Source organism: Gimesia sp., assembly GCF_048260065.1.
In the GTDB taxonomy this organism is placed as follows: Bacteria; Planctomycetota; Planctomycetia; order Planctomycetales; family Planctomycetaceae; genus Gimesia.
Genome location: NZ_JBLXHC010000004.1, coordinates 302,809 through 322,433, shown reverse-complemented (window position 1 = coordinate 322,433; position 19,625 = coordinate 302,809). Strand labels below are relative to the sequence as shown.

Here is a 19,625-nt window from a genome sequence, read left to right as displayed (position 1 = left end):
TCATTTTTTTCGCCATGTGTTCCGGTTCAAATATGTTACGAACGTTTATCCATTTTTCGTTCAAAATGATGAGCCACCTGGCACTACGACACTTTTTCACATCATTGATTCCCGCTTGATAACACTTCTTACGTAACTAAAACGCATATTTTCGGAACGTGATAAAAAACTGCAGTCATATTCTGGCCATGAATCGACTATAATGAAATCAGCAAAACACCAACCTGCATCTCAATTGAGGGGAGACATCATATGACCGCCCATCAAATTACCCGTCGTGAAGCACTGCAGACAACGGCTGCCCTGGGAGCGGGGCTCTGGCTGGGAACCTCGACGCAACCGACGCGGGCTGCTGCGAATGAGAAACTGAATGTTGCGGTGATCGGCATTGGTGGGCGCGGGGTGGCGAACCTGAATGGGGTCGCCAAAACCGAAAACATTGTTGCGTTGTGCGATGTCGACGACAAACGGGCGGGCAAAGCGTACGAACGATTTCCCCAGGCAAAAAAATACGCCGACTACCGCCGCATGCTGGATGACATGGAAAACCAGATTGACGCGGTCGTCGTGAGTACTCCCGATCATACGCACTTCCATCCCTCCATGATCGCGATGACGATGGGCAAGCATCTGTACTGCGAAAAGCCGATGGCCCATTCGGTCTGGGAAGTGCGCGAGATGACGAAACTCGCTGCTAAGAACAAGCTGGCGACTCAACTGGGTATGCAGCGACACGCACTGGCCAACATGCACCGGGCTGTCGAACTGATCAAGTCGGGCACGATTGGCGATGTGAGTGAAGTCTACAGCTGGATCAGTTCCACGCGAGGTTTGCCCCCCGAGCCGGTCAAAACGGCTCCCGTTCCCGAAACGCTGGACTGGGATATGTGGATCGGCCCGGCGAAGTTTCGTCCTTACGCCGTGAACTCCAAAGGGGAAGGCGTGCTGGCACCGTACAACTGGCGTTTCTGGTGGGATTATGGCACCGGGGAGACCGGTAACTGGGGCTGCCACATTCTGGACATCCCGTTCTGGGCCCTCGATCTGAAATACCCGACCCGCGTGGAGGCATCGGGACCAAAGATCGACGCCGAGCGCACGCCGACCGAAATGTTGACGAGTTTCGACTTCCCGGCCAACGACAAGCGGGGCCCCGTAAAACTGCACTGGTCGCAGGAGAAGAATGGCCCTGCGATTCTCAAAGAAAAGGGAATCAGCCTGAAAGGAGCTAACACGCTGTTTGTCGGTTCCAAAGGCATGCTGCTGACCGGGTTCGGCTCATTAAAGCTCTTCCCCGAAAAATCCTTCGACGGGTTCAAAGCGCCAGAACCATTCATTCCCGATTCGCCCGGGTTCTATAAGGAATGGACAGACGCCTGCAAAGGAGAAGGTCCCGCGACCTGCAACTTCGACTATTCAGGACCGCTCTCGGAAACTGTGCTGCTGGGCAATACCGCCTACCGCGCCGGCGGCGGCTTCGACTGGGATGCCGACACACTCACGGCCACCGGCAATGAGAGCGCGAAACCATTTTTGCATTCCAAATTTCGCAAGGGGTGGGAAGAGTTCACGAGTTAGGAAATTCAGAGATTTTAAGTGATGAAACAACGCACCCGAATTTGGATCTCTCTGCTGTGTGTGATCTTACTGGGGTGTTTTATTTATCTCTTTACAGATGCCCGTGAACGAGCACGAATCCTAACACGATCACGTGATTATAAGAGTGCGATTCATCTGCTGAACCCGGTAATCATGACTTCTCCTGATTTCGATTTCAAAGCGTTTGAAGCCGGAACAATACCAATGCCTCCCTTGATCCGCTGTGATCAGAATGGGAATCCGCTTTACAGTTGGCGGTTTGCCGAATTTCTGACCCTGCCGGTACCGATCGCGCATGATCTTCACTGGAAAGCAGAGGAATATAGCTTCATCAGGGAAGAGTCAGAAACTCGATTCCATTTCAGCGGTAAGGGAGAACACAATACTCGTATCTTTGCTATGGGGGGACCAGATACCGCCTTTGATCAGAACAATCCGTCACCAGCAAAAGCATTGCCAGAAGATCTCATTCTGTTTGCGGACGTGTACGATAGCAACACACACTGGATGCAACCGGGCGACTTTAATGTGGAATCGCTGCCTGACCAGATCAACGTACCGGGAGGCCTGGGATCTGCAGACTATTCTGGGTTTTTCGTCTGTTTTGTGGATGGAAAGATCTGGCGATTGAGTGATGCGACTCCAATTGAACTCATCAAACGTTTTTGTACGATTACTGGTGCCCGTCAGGCGAATCGAAGTCTACTGGAACCTTATTGTCTTGAGAAATTCGAGTTTACCGGCGGGTCTCTTCTCTGGTTGAATGAATAATAAGCGTCTCATGAATCATGAGTGAAACGCAATTGAGCAGCGAACCAGAATCAGAGAACCGGCGTCATTAATCAACAGAGCACTCCCGCGGTTTCGGGCAACCGCTGATCTGTCTCCTGTTTCCAATTCACAAAAGGTATGGCGGCGATGAATATTCGGCGAGCGACATTAGCGGATCTCGAGGCGATGACCGAGATTTATAACGAAGCCATTCTGACGACAACAGCAACCTTCGATATGGAACCGATGACGCGGGACGAACGCTTGCCCTGGTTTGAATCGCATGATGCACGACATCCGATTCTGGTCGCTGTCGTAGAGAAGCAGATCGCGGGCTGGGCCTGTCTTTCGCAGTGGCGTCCCCGACAGGCTTATGCGGATACGGCGGAAACCTCGTTTTATGTCAAAGCCTCTCATCGCGGTCAGGGGATTGGACGACAGTTGAAGCAGGCGATTATTGAAGAAGCACGTCGCCTCGGTTTTCACACGTTGATCGCCGGCGTCGCGGAAGGGAACGAGGTCAGCCTGCATCTGAATCAGAGTTTTGGATTCGAAGTCGTGGGAACCTTTAAAGAGGTGGGAAAGAAATTCGGCAAGGTTCTGGACGTGACGTATCTGCAACTCATGCTGAACTGACATGCGATGAAGGGCACCAGAATTCACTTCGGAATTGCACTTTCGGTCCGAAGCTGGTAAGAAAAATAGAGCGACCTGCCTGATCCTGTTCTAATTTCTCCTGCTGAGGAAAGACTCTGCCCATGAAACGCTCGCATGTCCTGGCTGTCTGTCTCTGTCTGTTCGTCGCGTCCTGGCTTAACGCTGCCGAATCGCCTGCCATCACAAAGGAAACCGTCATGGTCCCGATGCGGGATGGCGTGCTGCTGGCAACCGACGTCTATCGCGATCCCAGTCTCAAACAGGCTCCCGTGCTGTTGATGCGAACTCCTTACAACAAAGACCGCGTTAAAAAATCGGCAGAGCGGTTTGCGGCGGCCGGTTATGTGGCCGTCGTGCAGGACTGTCGCGGCAAGTTTCAATCGGAGGGTGAATTCTACCCATACGATAATGAAGGCCGCGACGGCTACGACGCGATTGAATGGCTGGGGAAACAACCGTGGTGCAACGGTCGCATCGGCATGTGGGGCGCATCCTATGTCGGTGCCACTCAATGGCTGGCAGCCAACGAACGGCCGCCGGGACTGGTGACGATTGCACCGACGGCAACCTTCAGCAGTTTTTATCGCAACCTGTATCTGGGCGGCGCGATGCGGCTTTCGCTGATCACGCGCTGGGCATCGGGAAATTCTCAAAAGCCGGAAGAGGCGACTGTCACAGACGACTGGCGGAAAACGCTGCTGCATCTGCCGATGAGTGAAATCGACGAACAGATTGGCTGGTCGATCCCCTGGCTGGAAGGCATGCTGACGCATCCGGAACATGACGGCTACTGGAAGCCAACCGAGATGTCGACAGAGATGGTCGAATTGAAACTGCCGATGCAGCATATTGTGGGTTACTACGATTTCTTCTCGCGGGAAACGGTAGGCAACTTCAGTCGGATGCAGCACTGGTCCACCGATCTGGCAACGCAGCAACGCCAGCAACTGATTCTGGGTCCCTGGGATCATGGCTCAATCGGTCGTGCGCAAGTGGGGGACGTCAATTTTGGTGAGAACGCGGTCATCGACAAGGATGGCGAGAACCTGAAATGGTTCGAACAATACCTGAAAGCGGACGCTGCGAATTCGCCTGCCGTCGCGGTGCCTGTGAGATATTTTTCGATGGGCGATAACGTCTGGCAGGAAGCACAGACCTGGCCGCCCCAGGGTTTTACGCCGACTCCCTTTTATCTGCATTCCGAGGGGAGTGCGAATACCGGTGCGGGGAATGGCAGGCTCGATTATTGTCCGCCTGTCACTGCGGAACCTGCTGACAGTTTCAAAGCTGATCCGGCTGATCCCACACCTGCCTGCCCGGTGACGGAGAAACGTCCGTTGATCGCAGCGACCTGGGCTCCCGTAGATCAGCGTCCGATTGAGAAACGAAACGACGTGCTGGTTTATACGTCGGAACCTCACACGGAGCCTGTGACGTTCGCCGGTAATGCCGAGGCCAAGCTGTATGTTTCCGCTGACACGCCTGATGCGGACTGGGTGGTGAAACTGATTGACGTGCACCCGGACGGATTCGCACAGAATCTGGCAGTCGGAATTTTGCGCGGACGGTTCCGTTATTCAGAACAGAAACCGACGGCTCTGCATCCGGGTGAAGAATACGAAATCACCGTCGACCTGGGACCGATCGCCGCCCAGATCGGAGCCGGACATCGACTGCGCGTGGATATCTGCGGTGCCTACTTCCCGCTGTTCGACCGAAACCCGAATACAGGGGAAGGACCATTCGGCAAGGAAACGAAAATCGCGACCGAAAACGTGTATCACGATGCAGTCCGACCGTCGCGGATTATTCTGCCTTGCCGGGAGTGAGAGGATTGCTAGCGTTGTGAATAGAAAAATCAGCAACAAAGCCAAAACGACCGGACAATCAGATGAAGTGGTTTTGAACAGTAAAAGTCAACTCATGTGTGTTTTGTCGTGTATCGCATCAATTGTCAACTTGACGTTTTTTACTGCCTGCTACTTCCTCCAGCAAGATACTGTAAGAAACCACTCCGAAAGTATACTGCTAACTTTAGTGATATTATTCTGTGTTAACGTTGCTTATGTTTCATACACGCTAATTGCCAAAATGAAATCCACTAGCATATTTATTGCGGCTTTAGTTTCTTTCTCCATGATTTTATCAATCATATTAATTGTGATGATCCCACTTGCGATGCTGCAAGTATTTTTTGGTACATTGCGATAGCAGTTACTCAATGTCATTTCCAGCCTGGAGCAGACTGCTCAATTCGATGGAATCGGGACGACTTTCAGATTGACTTTGGAGTCGTCAATGATGCTCAGCACGTCGCGGCAGTATTCGTGGCAGTTGATGCAGGTATTCAGTGAATGCATGTAGGAATACGTGGCACCGTCGAGATTTTTTTCTTCGGCCATCTTCGCGAGTTTCTGTGCCTGTTTGCGCAGTTCGGTCCGATGGTGGGCATACACGGGATCTTCGTGAGCCGCCCACGCTGTCGCATTGCAGATGCTGCTGAGTTCGTTGGCGCCGCGGTGAATCTGGTCAAAATTTTTCGTGACCAGACCACTGGTGATTTTCTGACTGCAGGCCAGTTTGGCCAGCATCAATGCCGCCTGCTGATCATCGGGGTCGGCTTCCGGTTTGTCGGACTGACTGGAAGCGGAAACGGCGCCCGCAACTAAGAGAACGACCGCAGTCACCAGTAACCATCGTTGCGTCATGCTCATAATACATCCTCAAATTCATGCAGCGGAAAAGATTGCCTGATCATTACAATCGGCCTGATGGTTTATATCGGCGCCGGAGGTCCGATTTCTAAAACGGATCGCCGGGAAAGATTCAAGAAATCACATCCGACTGCAGCAGCGTTGAAGAAAATGTAGATTTTACAAGGAAATGGGAGATGCCCAGCCCAACAGTCGAGGTATGCGACTCAGAAAAGCCCCAGACTTCGAAACGCTTCGACTGCAACAGGGAATACAAGCAGAAACACCAGACAACCGACTGCGATGATTCGTTCATCCCAGTCGGGGTGCTTGCGGATGATGTGATTCCAGGAGAGAACTCCCATCAACAGACCCAGCAGAGCACCGATAATCTGCGCGATCCACTGCTGTAACTGTTCGACAGTGGAGAGCCTGGTCATCCCGTCCAGTTGCATCGCCGCTGTGTTCAGCCACAAAAACAACACGGATGTTGTGAATGCCACTGTCAGGACATGCAGAATTTTCTGGAACGGTGATTCGCGGTGCATAGAGTAGACTCCTGCCTTCATTTTATCACTACGTTGTGGATTGCAACAGATTCTTTTCAAGTATTGAAGTAAGGAAACATCCATGTCTTTGCAGCTCCACTTTGGCTTCCGTTCGATGCGGACTCTGATAGAATAAAGATAGCTGCCTGAAGAATCAGAAATCACTATCAAACAGGAATATCACATGCGTCACTTACTGTTGAGAAATATGGCCTGCCCCCTGGTTGCGACGGCGATTGTGTATGCGTTGTGTCAATCTGTCGCAGCTGCTGAGAAGTACGAACTGCAAGTGGTAACGGATCGACCCGATGCCATCTACAAAGCCGGGGAAGAAGCGACGTTTCTGATTTCACTGACTAAAGACGGAAAACCGCTGACCGGTGAGAATGGCGAGACGGTGATGTACCGTGTGGACGACTTCATCAGCAGTGGCCCCGATTATCCGAATGGAAAACTGACTGTAGGCAGTGAGCCGGCAACAGTGAAAGTGACATCCCCCAAGCCGGGCTTTCTGCGCTGCATCGTCACGATGGATGAAAACAAACAGCTGACCAAAACAGCCGGGGCTGCGTTCTCACCGCTGGAGATTCAACCCAGCCTGCCTGCGCCAGCTGACTTTGACGAATTCTGGGCAGAACAGAAGCGCAAGCTGGCGGAAGTTCCCGCGAAAGCGAAGCTGACCCCCGTCAAACAGGGGAACTCTAAAATAGAGTGCTTCGATCTGCAGGTCGACTGCCTGGGGGGAGCGCCGGTTTCCGGCTATCTGGGCAAACCGAAAGATGCGCAGCCGAACAGCCTGCCTGCGATTCTGTGGGTGCACGGCGCGGGTGTCCGCAGTTCTTCACTGGGCAAGGCCGTCAAAGGGGCAAATGAGGGGATGCTGTCGCTGGACATCAACGCGCACGGGCTGCCCAATGGTAAGTCAGCGGACTTTTATCGAGAACAGTTTGCGGGTCCCCTGAGAGGTTATCCGCATTTTGGTCGCGAGAACCGCGAAACGACTTATTTTGTCGGGATGTTCTTACGACTGATTCGCGCAATGGATTATCTCACTTCTCAACCGGAATGGGACGGGAAAACGCTGATTGTCATCGGCCACAGTCAGGGGGGCGGACAGGCGCTGGCCGCGGGAGGCCTGAATGAACGTGTCTCATTCATCGCGAGCGGCGTACCTGCGATCTGCGATCATTCCGGGCGCGCTGCCGGCCGCATCAATGGCTGGCCCAAACTGGTAACCACACTACCTGACGGCACGCCTGCCGCCGAGGAACTCAAAGCGGCCCAGTACGTAGACGGCGTCAACTTCGCCAGCCGCTGTAAAGCCGATGCGATCATGAGCGTCGGTTTCATCGATGTCACCTGTCCTCCTTCCAGCTGTTACGCCGCCTACAACCAGCTGAAAGGGAAGAAGCAGGTCATCAACAAACCCCTGATGGGCCACGCCGCCCCCCCTGAAATTCACAAAGCATTTTTTGATGCAGTGAAAGCACATGTGAAGGAGCAGGCAGGGAAGTGATGCGTATTCAGGTTGTTTTATAAAGGTGTTACTGGTTCCTGGAACCTTTCTACTTTCGTGTCATTTCGTGTTTTTCGTGGTAGAAAGTTTCTCTTCGAAAGTTTCATCGGTTCCCGTTGCGGTGTGAAACCAGTTCGATTCTCGACAGGTGGGTGGACACGTGGGTCATACCCCTACGGAGGGAGGTCGGTTTTGTGTCTCTGGTTCGCGTGTCTGCACTGACAATTTCCTGTTGTCTGCGACAACCCCGGATTGCATCCGGGGGCATCCATTGCTTCATCGCAGCAATTCCCCTTGAATATGTTTCCGTGCGGTGCCTGGCTTGATAGAATCATTATTACTTACCTGAAACAACCTTCCGCGACGATCCCGAAACAGGAACACACCATGCCTCCACGAACTCTGAGAAAACTGTTACTGACCTGCCTGCATCTCGCTCTCTTCCTGTCCCTGTCGGCGTTCGCCGTGGCGGCGGACAAATACGAATTGAAAGTCGTGACCGATCGTCCCGATGCACTTTATAAAACAGGTGAGACGGCGAAGTTCCTGATTTCGGTGCTCAAGAACGGCGAGCCGGATTCTGGCTATTCAGTTGAGTATTTCGTAGATGATTTTATATCCGGTGCAGCAGACTTTCCCAAAGGTAGACTGACATTGGGCAAGAAACCGATCCTTTCGTTACCCGTGACATCCGACAAGCCTGGTTTTCTGCGGTGCGTGGTCAAGGTGGGTGCGCCGGTGAATCAGACAAAAATCGCAGGAGCCGGGTTCTCACCGCAGGAGATTCAGCTCAGCCAACCGGTCCCGGCCGACTTTGATCAGTTCTGGGCCGATCAGAAACAACAGCTGGCTCAAATCCCGATGGAGGCAAAGCTGACGCCTGTCAAACAGAAGGACGCTGAAGTCGAAGCATTCGACGTACAGGTGGACTGCGCGGGGGGTGCACCGGTCTCCGGTTATTTCGGTAAGCCGAAGGATGCGAAAGCGAAGAGTCTGCCGGCGATTCTGTGGGTGCACGGCGCCGGGGTGCGAAGTTCGTCGCTGGCCAATGCCGTCAAAGGGGCCAGCAACGGCATGCTGTCGATGGACATCAACGCACACGGCCTGCCGAACGGGAAGCCGAATCAATTTTATAAAGACCTGGCTGACGGCAAGTTGAAAGGGTATCGGCAGGAAGGGCGTGAGAGTCGCGAGACGGTTTACTTCCGCGGGATGTTCCTGCGTCTGGTACGGGCGATTGATTTTCTGACATCACAGCCTGAGTGGGATGGAAAGACCGTGATTGTGATCGGCCACAGCCAGGGGGGCGGTCAGGCACTGGCAGCCGGCGGCCTGGATGACCGCGTGACGTTTATCGCGACGGGGGTCCCTGCCATCTGCGATCATTCCGGACGCGCAGCCGGTCGGATTAACGGCTGGCCTAAGCTGGTCGAAACAGGTGCGGACGGAAAACCCGATCCCACCCAGTTGGAAGCAGCAGCGTATGTCGACGCGGTCAACTTCGCGACACGGGCGAAAGCGGATGCGATCATGAGCGTGGGTTTTATCGACGCAGTCTGTCCTCCATCGAGCTGTTATGCGGCTTATAACCAGTTGAAGGGGAACAAGCAGATCATCAACAAACCCCTGATGGGCCACGCTGCCCCGGCTGATATTCAAAAGGCATTTTTTGATGCGGTGCTGGAACATGTGGAGGAGCAGGCGAAGAAGTAGGAAGTTGTTCCCAGGAACCATAAAACATCTCGAAGTTCATTTCGATGTTGAAATTATTGTTCTGCGGGAAAAAGACTGGCCACATCTCGGACATCAGACAGGATGGTCCCGAGATGTGGGCTACGTTTTAACCAATCAATAATGCAACGCCACTGTTGCCTATGTGGAAATTTATTACTGATGAAAATAATATCGATGTCGATCCACCATTCCCCCGGAAATTTCTGGATGATGCGTCCTGAATGATTGAAGACGAAAATGGAGAGCGATAGACGATTTTTCTACCAGCTGATTATGACGATGGTACGATCAGCTGACGTTGACGGGGTTGATCAGTGAAATAAGTTCTCCAAACCGAACTATCGTATTCTAGGATCCCCTCAGATGACATACCTCTTCGAGAGCAAAGATTGGGAATGCTATTTACAATTCGCTGGAGAATCCCCTCTAAGTATACCTCAACTATTTCAAGATGTAATTTCATCGGATGCTGAAGTCCGCCAATCAGCCAGAGGGACAATTTTCCAGTGGCCCGAAGAGATGCTCTGGGAACTTGGTCAAATTGGAGCAATTCCATCAGTCGTGGACTGTCTATTGGACCTTGCATTCCACCCTGATGTAACTCGTCCTGGAGAACTGCTCGGACTGACTGCAAAGCTCGTATCTGGTCTTCCTAATTTTCTTCTATCTGAAGAGTTCTATGCGGACTCTCCACTCATTCTGGCGGAAGGCATTTGGTGCGCGTTTTCAAGTTATGCCGATCGATTTTGTAAAGCTGTCACTTCATCCGACGCAGAAATTCGGATTGGGGCCGTGCGGTGTCTCCAAACATTAGGGCGGCCAGAGGATGGAACAGCAATTGTTCAACAGATTCTGTGTGAAGTGGATCAGAATGTGATTGAAGCGTGCCTGGAAGCGCTCTCTTATTTTCCTTTTACAGACTGTATCGAAATTGCGAAATCACATACCTCTCATAAGGATCAGAAGGTTCAGTGTCGAGCCTGGCTATTACTGGCTGTCAATGACAATTCATATCCCAATGAAGCGATCAAAGAACTCGCGCGTCTGGTGATGGATTCATCTAACGATCTTTCGGAGTATACAAAGAACGTCCTCAGCGAATCAAAGGGACACGTCCTTTTGGGTTGTGTGCTAATCTGGATTGAGGAATTAAAAACAATCTCTGCCGATCAACTGAGCAGCTTTGTGCATTCGGCGATCACCGCCACGTTCAAATGTATCAACTATAGTCGAACGCAACTCTCGACAGCAGAAAGACTACTATTAACTGCCCTCTGCAACACAGATCATTACTGGAACCAGAAAAATTCGGAGTCGACTCAGAAAACTGAAGCGTATCTATCCACAGCCTTGCGCCTTCCATTTGAGAGAACTGCACTGGAGGATAGGCTTCAAAATGAAAGCGTTTATATACGAAGACATTAAAAGGGAGCATAGCATGGCCAGTTCGTACATCAGCGTCTGACGAAGGTGTTATCGTTTCCTGGAACCTTTTTCTTCTTAGCCATTCAAAGGTCAATGTCATGGACGTGTCGTTTACAAACATACGTGAGGAAGTCGCTGCGGCGAAGCGGGTCGAAACAGACTGGGCCGCGTTGAGTACAGGACAACAGATTCGTTCGCTGGAACTGGATGGATATGTCGTCGTGCCGGACCTGTTGTCGGCGGAGCAGATCGCAGGGATCCGTGCAGAGCTGATGCGACTGCCGACACAAGGAACTGATTACAGCGCGCATCAGCGGGGATTCAGCGGTGTGCAGTGGACCGACTCGCCGACCGCGATCTCGGTGATTGCGCTGCCGGCGCTGATCTCCTTTCTGGAACGGCTGTTCGGGGATGAGCTGATCTGTACGTCGTGTACCTACGCGGTTTCACAGCCGGGGCATCCGGGAATCGCCATCCATACGGACGCGCAGCCTTATGGTTCGAAAATCTTCGGGCTGGGTGCCAGTTCGCCCTGCCTGGTGCGGGTGCTGTATTACCTGGATGATCTGACGCCTGAGCACAGCCCGTTCAAAGTGATTCCTGGTTCGCATCTTTCACTGCACGCGGACGGCAACCCGTATCGACGTTACCTGTCGCACGAGGATGAAATGATGGTCACCTGCCGGGCGGGGTCGGCGGTGATCATCAACCAGAAAGTATTCCATGCCAACTATCCGAATTTTAGCGATACCGACCGGCACCTGCTGGCGATTGCCTATCGCCCGGCGTGGGCGGGGCCGATTGGAGAAGTGCCCGACTACGACCCGGAGCAGGTGCAGACGTTACCCGAAAACGTGCGACCGCTGTTTCGCAGCCTGAACACGCAGAAGATCGACTATGATCTGCCGAACCGGCCTGACAACATGGCACGGTCGGCGCCGGGAATCAGTCCGCAGCGGTATGAGTGAGTAAGTGAGTGAGGGCAGGTTGCAGGTTGATCGCTGATTGGGTAGGGTGAGGGTTCTCTTACCAAATGTGTTCAACCTGCAAGGAGTGTTTTGATGAGCGAACGAATTATCATGCGTACGGGGGAATGTCTGGTTGCCGGCGGTCCGCCGTTTACGGCTGCGGAACCGGAAGTGGTGATTGGCGAACTGGATGGCCCCGTGGGGACGGCGATTGCCACGCTGACCGGCGGGCAGTCTGCGGGTCACTCGAAAGTGTTCGCGATTCTGAATACCGACATTCAGGTGCGCCCCGTCACGCTGATGGTGAGTAAGGTCACGGTCAAGAGCAGTGCCTACACGAATATTCTGATGGGAACCGTGCAGGCGGCAATTGCCAATGGTGTGCTGGATGCGGTGCGGGCCGGTGATCTGCCGAAAGAGAAAGCGAACGACCTGGGCATTATCTGTTCGGTCTGGCTGAATCCGGGAGCAGCCACCGATGAGAACCTGGATCACAAAGCGCTGTTCGAGATCCATCGCAAAGCGACCGCACAGGCGATTCATAAAGCGATGCACAACGAACCGTCCATCGACTGGCTGCTGGAACACCAGGACGAGATCACGCACAAGTACTACCAGAAGGGCCTGGACGGTACGCTGTAACTGCCACGTGATGTGTGATCGAATCACACTAAAAAGCTGTCTTCCCCGGTGATATCGTTTCTGGTTCAGACTTTGATATCACACAGGGGGATGATGGTGCTCGTTGATTCCAGCAGCTGTTTGATCGTGACGCGCGAGAAGGCGGCTTCGGTTTCGGCGTAGACGCGATCCAGTTCCGCGTGCAGCGGGCAGAGACTGGTGTGCGATTTGAGCCCCAGCGGACAGGCGTTGATCCGCTCCAGCGGGGCGATGGCGTTGACGATATCCAGAATTGTCAGGTCGCCGCTCTCTGCTTTCAGTTCATAGCCCCCTTTGGGGCCGCTTTTGGAACTCACGATCCCCGATGCCGCCAGGTCCTGCAGCACGCGGGTCAGGTAACGGCGGGGGACTTTTGTCTTCTCGGCCAGGAAGTCGGCTGACGCCGGTTGTCCGGGTTGTCCTGCCAGACAGGCGACCGCGCGCAGGGCATATTCGTGAGTTTTTGAAAGCATTTTGGAGTTCCGGGTCGTTTTTTAAAAATATCCTCAATTCTACACCTTGACATGCAGAATTATATTCTATACCTTTTGGTGTAGTATAACAGTTTCAACCTGTATTTCAAGGTTTCTCTGGGGAGAACTCATTATGTTAAGCGCGAAAACGATCCAAATTGTCAAAGAAATCACGCCGGCCGTCGCCGCAAATGCCGAGACCGTGACCCGGGTATTCTACAAACGCATGTTCAGTGAAAATCCTGAAGTGCAGGCCTATTTCAACCAGGCCCACCAGCATTCGGGCGGACAGCAGAAAGCGCTGGCCGGTGCCATCTGTGCCTACTTCACACACATTGACGATCTGGCAGCGTTGACGCCCGCGGTGGAACTGATCGCGCAGAAACACTGTTCGCTGGGGATTCAACCCGAACAGTATCCGATTGTCGGCAAGCATCTGCTGGCGGCCATCAAGGAAGTGATGGGGGACGGTGCGACAGATGAAGTTCTCGCCGCCGTTGGGGAAGCGTATCAACTGCTGGCGGATGTCTGTATTGGACGCGAGCAACAGATCTACGCCGACCAGCAGGCGGCAGTGGGTGGCTGGAATGGTTACCGGGATTTTGTTGTCGATCGTAAGGAACCGGAAAGTGATGTGATTACTTCGTTCTACCTCAAGCCGGCCGACGGTCAGGCGATTCCCGCTTATCTGCCGGGACAGTACATCACGGTGAAGATTGATGAAACCGCAACGCCAACCTCGCCGCGAAACTACAGCCTTTCCGATCAGCCCGGCCAGGGTTATTTTCGAATCAGTGTGAAGAAAGAAGGTCCATTGACGGCGGATGCACCTGGTGGCGTGATTTCGAATTATCTTCACGAACAGGTGGAGCCGGGAGACACGCTGCAGATTGGTCCTCCCTGTGGTGAGTTCACCCTGGCAGCAGATGTGCCGTCAACGCGTCCCGTAGTGCTGCTGGCGGGCGGAATTGGTGTGACCCCGTTACTGTCGATGGCCAAATCACTGGTGGCCACTCAACCGGAGCGGCCCGTTTTTCTGCTGCAGGCCGCCCGCAACAGCAGCACGCATGCCTTCGCAGAAGAAGTTCAGCAGTTGCAGCAGAGTGGTTCGAACGTGCAGACGCGCGTGATCTACGATCAGCCCCTGGAAGGGGATGTGGAACAGCAGCGGTGTGATGCAACGGGAGTTGTCAGCGAAAGCCTGCTGCGGGAATGGACGCCGTTTGAAGAGGCCGAGTACTATTTCTGCGGGCCGAAAGCCTTTATGCAGAACGTGTATCGCAGTCTGCAGGCCCTGGATGTGGGCGACGATCGGATTCACTTTGAATTCTTCGGTCCGCGTCAGGATATCGAGAGCGCAGCGGCGGTGGGCTGATACGTTTTTATAGAGACGATCGATACGAGACGGCTTCTGGATGGATGGTCATTCAGGAGCCGTTTGTTATTTGGAAGTTGAATGACAGTTGAGGCAGAACCGGGGCTAATGCTCTGCGGCTAATTTTGTGTTCGCTGCGAGTAATATTACCTCTCATCGGGTGGTGCGTTTTCGTCGCATTTTTTGCAGTTGAGCTGATGCCCCAGCATCGAGTCTCTGCCGGCAGCGGTGGTGACCCAGGTGCGTTCTTCGAGCGGCGGGTTGTGGCGGACATGCTGATTGTGGCCGCAGGCGAGCTCTGCGACCCAGTGTCCTTCTGCGTCAGTGTGATAGCCGGTAATGGGCTGCTGCATGGAGAGTCCTGCTGAAAACGATTGCTCAGTCGCTGGCACTTTTTTTGAACAGCTCGTTGATTGATTTGAGCGTTTCTTCGGTGAGGACCTGGCCCCCCTTCGGGCCGACGTTGTTGCTTTCGATGATCGCGCTGTAGCTGCCGCCTCGCACGGCGCGTTCGTTGGGCACATAAGAACCGGGGCCACAGAGCTGTATGATAAACGTCTGCAGAGCTGGGCTGCGGGATTTCATTTGAGTACCGAAGTCGGTGAAGAGTTCGAAATCGTTGGTGGCCAGCGCCACATCGCCCAGTCGCAGGGTATGCAGTTCCATCTGATACGGCTTTTCCGTGCCGGCGTGCTGGGCGTCGTAACGATCGAGGACACGCTGTTTCCAGTTTTTGATCCAGACCTTCGAAGGATCATCGGCGTATGCGACGACCTCTTGTTTCACGCGGGCATAATCTTCGTCGGAAACGATCTGCCGGGGGAGTTCGATGGTTCTGACTTCGTGAATCAGAATCGGATCGGCGTGTTTTTCCTGTTGCGCGCCGGCGTAAGCTTCTTCCCAGGCGTAAACGATGCGGCGTGAAATCTCATCCAACAGTGTCAGTTCGCGGAGTTTCATCATGCGGGCTTCGGCCTGTTTGCGATACATGGGGCGGGGAACCTGATCGCCGGCGGCACCGGTCCAGCCGAGCACGCAGAGCTGATCGCCATATTTCTTTTTCAGTGTTTCGCGGACGGGGTGCCAGAAGTCGGCGTTGACCGCGGATCTTCCTTCAACGGCCTGCGCGGGACAGGCGACATTGATCGCAGTGGCGATCAGTTTGCCCGCGTTGTTCCAGAAAAAGAGGACTTCGATGCCATGATCTTCGTAGCCTTCGATGCCACGAAAATCTTTGGCGCTGGTGCTGCCGTACATTTTTGCCCAGCCCCCCTCGTACAGGGACCGTCGATTCTGTGCGACAACCGCGTGCCCCAGTCCCCAGCCAGCACGGGCGGGCTGGCGATTGTTCCAGGCCTCGAGAATGGCATCGGCAATTTTCTGCGAAGCGAATTTCACGAACTCGGCTGGTCGGGTGACGCCGGTTTCCGGCAGCGTGTAGCGTCCTTCAATCATCGTCGGGGCAGTGTGGGTGTGCGTGGCGTTCATGATGATCTTCTTAAGATCGAGGCCGGGCACTTTGCCTTTGAGTTTCTCGCGCACCGCTTCATGAATGCCGCCACGAATGCAGACCAGATCGCAGGAGACGAAGACCGCGTGTTCGACTGACTTGTCTTCCTCACGTGATTCCAGCACCAGCGCGGTCGCGGTGACCGGGCTTTCCACTGTTTTAGCAATGCGGGTTCGCATCTGCCCCGTCAGCGAGACCGGCAGTTGGGGAGTGATATCGGTCGTCGCAGCGCCGACGTATAATTCCGCTGCCTGCGATGGCGTCACCAGCAGCAGAACCAGGAGTATCAGTGAGTACAAACGCTTCAAATCTGAAAACAGGTGTGCGGACATGGGAAACTCCTCCGGGTTAACTGTAATTGGTTTCAGGCGCTCTCAAGGGGTTCGAAGTCGGCTTCCTGGAAATCGTCGACGCTGGTGAGCCAGTGCTCCTGAATGAATGTCTGATGCGCAGCGTGATTGCTGTAGAAGTCGTATTGTTCCTGCGTGTCAAACCACATGCTGATACCGAAGGTATGCTGATTTTTTGGACTGGTCTGGCGTCGAATCACGAAGTTTTTGACATCCGGAATTTCAGCCAGTGCAGCGGCGGCAGAAAGAAAAGTGGTTTCTTCCTCAGAGCCATGCGGGTGTTTCAGACGAAAGGTGACGGTGTGTTCAATCACGGTGTTTTTCCTGTTGTAGTGCGATTTAATTTTACGGTATCACTGCACTGCATGTTAAATTAAGAATGTTTATTTTACCATCGTGTAACAGTTCGTTTTTTCTACCACGAAAAGCACGAAATGACACGAACGACTTCTGGTGACCGGTATCTGAACGAGGTAGCATGAATAATAAACCAGTCATTGATTAATTCATTCCAGGTAATATGACATCGAAGCATACACATACTGATAGCGAGCTTATGAACCACTTACGAATCAGACCATTTTTTATTTTGAAGTTTTTCATTGTGCTCTGTCTCTGCAGTCTCACGGTTCAGGGAGCAGAGCCGGATCGGAATGCCTTGCTGAAACAGCAGATCGATCAGGCATGGGAAGTGACCTGGACCCGTTTTTATCGACCGGAGACGCATCTGTTTTATGATTATCTCAGCAGCTATGAGCCGGGCAAAGAACTCGGCCATCTGCCGACCGCGGCAGAGGTCAAGCGGCAGTTTCCCAATCCGTGTGGATACAGCACCGGGATGGAAGACGGCATGATTCTGGGTGGTGCCATGCTGAGTACCATTGTTGACATGTACGACGTCACCGGGAAGGAAACACTGAAGACGGATATCGACAACGTGTTTCAAGGCATCAAGCTCTGCGCGACCGTACATGGCGTCCCCGGTTTCATTGCCCGCGCGGTCTGTGTCGAAGATGGGAAAAGCGTCTACATCAACTCGTCCCGCGATCAATACACGCACTGTGTGCACGGCTTATGGCGGTACTATCACAGCCCACTCTGCGATGCTGAAACGAAACAGGAGATCCGTGCGATTCTGTCTGCGGTCGCCGACCGGATGATTGCCAATGTGACGGCGGAGACGAACTATGATTTTCTGCGGGCGGACGGAAAACGCTGTCCACTGGGGATCTGTCGCATGTGGAACGTGCGCCCTCACGAAGCAGCGAGGCTGCCTATGATCTACGCGGCGGCCTGGGATGTGACGGGGGAGGAAAAATATCGGAAACAGTACCGTCACTACCTGACGCCGGCAATCCGACAGACCCAGTCGATGAAACCGGACGAACATCATTCGGCTTACGTGTATGTGCAGATGCAGTGTTCGTTCGAGTTACTGCATCAGCTGGAACAGGATCCCGAACTCAAAGCCGACCTGCAGGGACTGATGAAACGGACGGGGAACAAGGCACTCTCGAAAATCAGTCATGCCCGCAAAGCCCTGTATGACCTGGACCTGACAGTGCTGGGGCCCGACTGGCGAGCAGCTGAAAAATGGATCACGCAAGGCGAGTACCGCAATCCGCAGTGGGGTGATTACCGACGCGTGTGGCATGCGATCCGCGAAGCAGGGGAACTTTCGCTCGTCCCGTTGATGGTGACCGACCTGGCGATCACCGACGCACAGAAACAGGACCTGGAAAAGATCATCCTGCGGATGGACTACGAACAGACCTCCAGTTGCGGCATCATCTACCATCTGGCCGCCTACTGGAAAGCCCGCAAACGCGGGTTGTTTTGAGGGAATGGTGATACTTTTTTCTACCACGAAAAACACGAAAACACACTAATTGAATTTAAATGGCTGCAGGTTTTGACTGATGACACAGCAGGAAAAGATAGACCGGTTCTGGTTGTGGTTTGAAAGCCAGGCGGAACGGCTTTTCGAACAGCCTTCGCTGGAAATCATTGATGAACTGACAGAACAGCTGGCGACGGTTGACCGCGGCATCAGCTGTGAAGTGTCTCAGGTAACGACCTGTTCTGATCGCGAACTGATTCTGACCGCGCACAGCGATACTTCTCGTTTTAAACTGATCGGGACACTGGTGCAACGGGCGCCGCAGATCCCGGGCTGGCGGGTTCTGGCTTTGAAACCGCCCCGTGGATTTGCGTTTCACATTGATGGGAAAGAGCGTCTCTCGATCAGTGACTGGCGGTTTGTGCCTCTCAAATCCTCGCCCGACTTCAGCGAATTCGGCGTACGCATTGAGATGCCCGAACAGGATGCCCACTTGCTCGATGCGGATTCATTATCGCTCATCCTGGAATCAGGGGTGGGTGAGGTGTTATTGTCGCTATGTGCCCATATTGAATTCAGAAGCAGCAAGACAGCCGGCGCGCTGTCGATCCATTCTCTGGCCGAAACGATCTCTGACTGGGCCTTCGTGCGGGGGCCGGAATCCGTGCGAGCCTGGTTACCAACACTGGAGCAGCACTGATGTTTGCCTGGCTTGTCGAAGAGATGGCGTCGATCAACACCAACAAGTTTCACCTTGTCGATGGCCCGCTGCCGCCTGAAAAACGAAAACTGGTGGAAACGACGAAAATCCCCGTTCCCCCTTCGTACAAAAACTTCGTGATTCAGTTCGGTAACGCGCGGCTGTATCGGAAAGGGAGTAATTACGTCGTGCAGATCTACGCGGTTCCGCAGGACGCAGAATCGGAAGAGGGAGAACCGCTGTTGAATATTGGCAAAGCGGGGATGGGCTGGGTTTACTTTAAAGAGTCACTGCTGGTGGAAGGAGAAGAGTCTCCGATCTTTGAGTGGAGGTACCAGCAGGGGCTGCGCCAGACGGCGGACGGCTTTGAAGAATGGTTGAGAAAAAAGTGTACTGCCACCCGAAAGCAGTTCAAGAAAAAAGATTGGCGGCTGATCGAAGAGGGCCCCGCACCTTTCACAGAACAGGAACAGGCCATCGTGGATGCGCGCAGCCAATTTCGCTGGCGCGTGGTGGGAATTGCCGCCAGCGGCGATCTGCAGTTCGAAGTTCATAACGGTTCGGAGATGGTGCTCCCCTATCTTTCGATTGGGATTCGAGGAAAAATCCACGGAGGCGTTTATCTGCCCATTGCCGAGATCCAGCCGGGAGAGACTCGGGTGATAGAACGCGGTTGCTATAAAGACTATGCCGCCGCCGAGGAAGTAGAAGCATACGAAAAGCCGGAACCTGGCCCTGAAGATCGTCAACAGTACTGGGAGTTTAAAGCGCTGAAGAAGACGGAGTGATTGCATGCGAAATGAAAC

Annotated in this window: 19 protein-coding genes; 13 read left to right on the top strand and 6 right to left on the bottom strand. The window is 53.5% G+C overall.

Going from position 1 to position 19,625, the window contains the following annotated elements; translation table 11 throughout:
• Positions 1 to 252: 252 nt before the first annotated feature.
• From ACN0YN_RS09685 to ACN0YN_RS09670, 4 genes are all read left to right on the top strand, one after another.
• Entirely contained in the window at positions 253 to 1,578 is a 1,326-nt protein-coding gene (locus ACN0YN_RS09685) for a Gfo/Idh/MocA family protein (RefSeq protein WP_417384799.1), read from the top strand.
• Between the two features lie 21 nt (positions 1,579 to 1,599).
• A complete protein-coding gene (locus ACN0YN_RS09680) occupies positions 1,600 to 2,370 on the top strand; it encodes a hypothetical protein (RefSeq protein WP_417384798.1) in 771 nt (256 codons plus the stop codon).
• A gap of 147 nt (positions 2,371 to 2,517) precedes the next feature.
• Positions 2,518 to 3,006 (top strand): GNAT family N-acetyltransferase, encoded by a 489-nt coding sequence (locus ACN0YN_RS09675; protein WP_417384797.1) that lies wholly within the window; start codon positions 2,518 to 2,520, stop codon positions 3,004 to 3,006.
• A gap of 122 nt (positions 3,007 to 3,128) precedes the next feature.
• A complete protein-coding gene (locus ACN0YN_RS09670; protein WP_417384796.1) occupies positions 3,129 to 4,856 on the top strand; it encodes a CocE/NonD family hydrolase in 1,728 nt (575 codons plus the stop codon).
• 420 nt (positions 4,857 to 5,276) lie between these two features.
• Here the strand turns inward: ACN0YN_RS09670 and ACN0YN_RS09665 are convergent, their stop codons facing one another.
• Together ACN0YN_RS09665 and ACN0YN_RS09660 are read right to left on the bottom strand one after the other, a co-directional pair.
• Entirely contained in the window at positions 5,277 to 5,735 is a 459-nt protein-coding gene (locus ACN0YN_RS09665; protein ID WP_417384795.1) for a hypothetical protein, read from the bottom strand.
• A 212-nt stretch (positions 5,736 to 5,947) separates the two neighbouring features.
• Positions 5,948 to 6,268, bottom strand: a complete 321-nt coding sequence (locus tag ACN0YN_RS09660; protein WP_417384794.1) for a hypothetical protein — start codon at positions 6,266 to 6,268, stop codon at positions 5,948 to 5,950.
• Positions 6,269 to 6,452: 184 nt separating this feature from the next.
• Between ACN0YN_RS09660 and ACN0YN_RS09655 the strand changes: the two genes are divergently transcribed.
• From ACN0YN_RS09655 to fae, 5 genes are all read left to right on the top strand, one after another.
• Positions 6,453 to 7,784, top strand: a complete 1,332-nt coding sequence (locus ACN0YN_RS09655) for an acetylxylan esterase (RefSeq protein ID WP_417384793.1) — start codon at positions 6,453 to 6,455, stop codon at positions 7,782 to 7,784.
• Between the two features lie 387 nt (positions 7,785 to 8,171).
• A complete protein-coding gene (locus tag ACN0YN_RS09650; RefSeq protein ID WP_417384792.1) occupies positions 8,172 to 9,497 on the top strand; it encodes an acetylxylan esterase in 1,326 nt (441 codons plus the stop codon).
• A 384-nt stretch (positions 9,498 to 9,881) separates the two neighbouring features.
• Complete coding sequence (locus ACN0YN_RS09645) at positions 9,882 to 10,943, top strand: hypothetical protein (RefSeq protein ID WP_417384791.1); 1,062 nt, start codon at positions 9,882 to 9,884, stop codon at positions 10,941 to 10,943.
• Positions 10,944 to 11,041: 98 nt separating this feature from the next.
• Positions 11,042 to 11,911 (top strand): phytanoyl-CoA dioxygenase family protein, encoded by an 870-nt coding sequence (locus tag ACN0YN_RS09640; RefSeq protein WP_417384790.1) that lies wholly within the window; start codon positions 11,042 to 11,044, stop codon positions 11,909 to 11,911.
• Positions 11,912 to 12,004: 93 nt separating this feature from the next.
• Positions 12,005 to 12,553, top strand: coding sequence for a formaldehyde-activating enzyme (gene fae, locus ACN0YN_RS09635; protein WP_417384789.1), 549 nt, complete (start codon positions 12,005 to 12,007; stop codon positions 12,551 to 12,553).
• Between the two features lie 65 nt (positions 12,554 to 12,618).
• Here the strand turns inward: fae and ACN0YN_RS09630 are convergent, their stop codons facing one another.
• Positions 12,619 to 13,044 (bottom strand): RrF2 family transcriptional regulator, encoded by a 426-nt coding sequence (locus tag ACN0YN_RS09630; protein WP_417384788.1) that lies wholly within the window; start codon positions 13,042 to 13,044, stop codon positions 12,619 to 12,621.
• Positions 13,045 to 13,177: 133 nt separating this feature from the next.
• Between ACN0YN_RS09630 and hmpA the strand changes: the two genes are divergently transcribed.
• Positions 13,178 to 14,419 (top strand): NO-inducible flavohemoprotein, encoded by a 1,242-nt coding sequence (gene hmpA / locus ACN0YN_RS09625; RefSeq protein ID WP_417384787.1) that lies wholly within the window; start codon positions 13,178 to 13,180, stop codon positions 14,417 to 14,419.
• Between the two features lie 146 nt (positions 14,420 to 14,565).
• On the opposite strand, the gene ACN0YN_RS09620 is transcribed toward hmpA, so the two are convergent.
• From ACN0YN_RS09620 to ACN0YN_RS09610, 3 genes are read right to left on the bottom strand one after another with little or no spacing between them, the layout of a single operon-like run.
• Positions 14,566 to 14,772: a DUF3565 domain-containing protein gene (locus ACN0YN_RS09620; protein WP_417384786.1), complete on the bottom strand. Its 207-nt coding sequence runs from the start codon at positions 14,770 to 14,772 to the stop codon at positions 14,566 to 14,568.
• Positions 14,773 to 14,797: 25 nt separating this feature from the next.
• Positions 14,798 to 16,261, bottom strand: a complete 1,464-nt coding sequence (locus tag ACN0YN_RS09615; protein ID WP_417384785.1) for a hypothetical protein — start codon at positions 16,259 to 16,261, stop codon at positions 14,798 to 14,800.
• 32 nt (positions 16,262 to 16,293) lie between these two features.
• Positions 16,294 to 16,593: a Dabb family protein gene (locus ACN0YN_RS09610; protein WP_417384784.1), complete on the bottom strand. Its 300-nt coding sequence runs from the start codon at positions 16,591 to 16,593 to the stop codon at positions 16,294 to 16,296.
• A 242-nt stretch (positions 16,594 to 16,835) separates the two neighbouring features.
• Between ACN0YN_RS09610 and ACN0YN_RS09605 the strand changes: the two genes are divergently transcribed.
• The 3 genes from ACN0YN_RS09605 (at position 16,836) to ACN0YN_RS09595 (ending at position 19,607) form a co-directional block, all read left to right on the top strand.
• Positions 16,836 to 18,119, top strand: a complete 1,284-nt coding sequence (locus ACN0YN_RS09605; RefSeq protein WP_417384783.1) for a hypothetical protein — start codon at positions 16,836 to 16,838, stop codon at positions 18,117 to 18,119.
• Positions 18,120 to 18,198: 79 nt separating this feature from the next.
• Positions 18,199 to 18,819 carry a hypothetical protein gene (locus ACN0YN_RS09600; RefSeq protein WP_417384782.1) on the top strand — a complete coding sequence of 207 codons (621 nt, stop codon included), beginning with the start codon at positions 18,199 to 18,201 and terminating at the stop codon, positions 18,817 to 18,819.
• Positions 18,819 to 19,607: a hypothetical protein gene (locus ACN0YN_RS09595; protein ID WP_417384781.1), complete on the top strand. Its 789-nt coding sequence runs from the start codon at positions 18,819 to 18,821 to the stop codon at positions 19,605 to 19,607. The genes ACN0YN_RS09600 and ACN0YN_RS09595 overlap by 1 nt, the downstream gene beginning before the upstream one ends.
• The last annotated feature ends 18 nt before the right edge of the window (positions 19,608 to 19,625 follow it).

Bases quoted from the DNA above. Each gene is read 5' to 3' on its own strand.
- ACN0YN_RS09685 (WP_417384799.1), top strand. From the start codon at position 253: ATGACCGCCCATCAAATTACCCGTCGTGAAGCACTGCAGACAACGGCT.
- ACN0YN_RS09680 (WP_417384798.1), top strand. From the start codon at position 1,600: ATGAAACAACGCACCCGAATTTGGATCTCTCTGCTGTGTGTGATCTTA.
- ACN0YN_RS09675 (WP_417384797.1), top strand. From the start codon at position 2,518: ATGAATATTCGGCGAGCGACATTAGCGGATCTCGAGGCGATGACCGAG.
- ACN0YN_RS09670 (WP_417384796.1), top strand. From the start codon at position 3,129: ATGAAACGCTCGCATGTCCTGGCTGTCTGTCTCTGTCTGTTCGTCGCG.
- ACN0YN_RS09665 (WP_417384795.1), bottom strand. From the start codon at position 5,735: ATGACGCAACGATGGTTACTGGTGACTGCGGTCGTTCTCTTAGTTGCG.
- ACN0YN_RS09660 (WP_417384794.1), bottom strand. From the start codon at position 6,268: ATGCACCGCGAATCACCGTTCCAGAAAATTCTGCATGTCCTGACAGTG.
- ACN0YN_RS09655 (WP_417384793.1), top strand. From the start codon at position 6,453: ATGCGTCACTTACTGTTGAGAAATATGGCCTGCCCCCTGGTTGCGACG.
- ACN0YN_RS09650 (WP_417384792.1), top strand. From the start codon at position 8,172: ATGCCTCCACGAACTCTGAGAAAACTGTTACTGACCTGCCTGCATCTC.
- ACN0YN_RS09645 (WP_417384791.1), top strand. From the start codon at position 9,882: ATGACATACCTCTTCGAGAGCAAAGATTGGGAATGCTATTTACAATTC.
- ACN0YN_RS09640 (WP_417384790.1), top strand. From the start codon at position 11,042: ATGGACGTGTCGTTTACAAACATACGTGAGGAAGTCGCTGCGGCGAAG.
- fae (WP_417384789.1), top strand. From the start codon at position 12,005: ATGAGCGAACGAATTATCATGCGTACGGGGGAATGTCTGGTTGCCGGC.
- ACN0YN_RS09630 (WP_417384788.1), bottom strand. From the start codon at position 13,044: ATGCTTTCAAAAACTCACGAATATGCCCTGCGCGCGGTCGCCTGTCTG.
- hmpA (WP_417384787.1), top strand. From the start codon at position 13,178: ATGTTAAGCGCGAAAACGATCCAAATTGTCAAAGAAATCACGCCGGCC.
- ACN0YN_RS09620 (WP_417384786.1), bottom strand. From the start codon at position 14,772: ATGCAGCAGCCCATTACCGGCTATCACACTGACGCAGAAGGACACTGG.
- ACN0YN_RS09615 (WP_417384785.1), bottom strand. From the start codon at position 16,261: ATGTCCGCACACCTGTTTTCAGATTTGAAGCGTTTGTACTCACTGATA.
- ACN0YN_RS09605 (WP_417384783.1), top strand. From the start codon at position 16,836: ATGAACCACTTACGAATCAGACCATTTTTTATTTTGAAGTTTTTCATT.
- ACN0YN_RS09600 (WP_417384782.1), top strand. From the start codon at position 18,199: ATGACACAGCAGGAAAAGATAGACCGGTTCTGGTTGTGGTTTGAAAGC.
- ACN0YN_RS09595 (WP_417384781.1), top strand. From the start codon at position 18,819: ATGTTTGCCTGGCTTGTCGAAGAGATGGCGTCGATCAACACCAACAAG.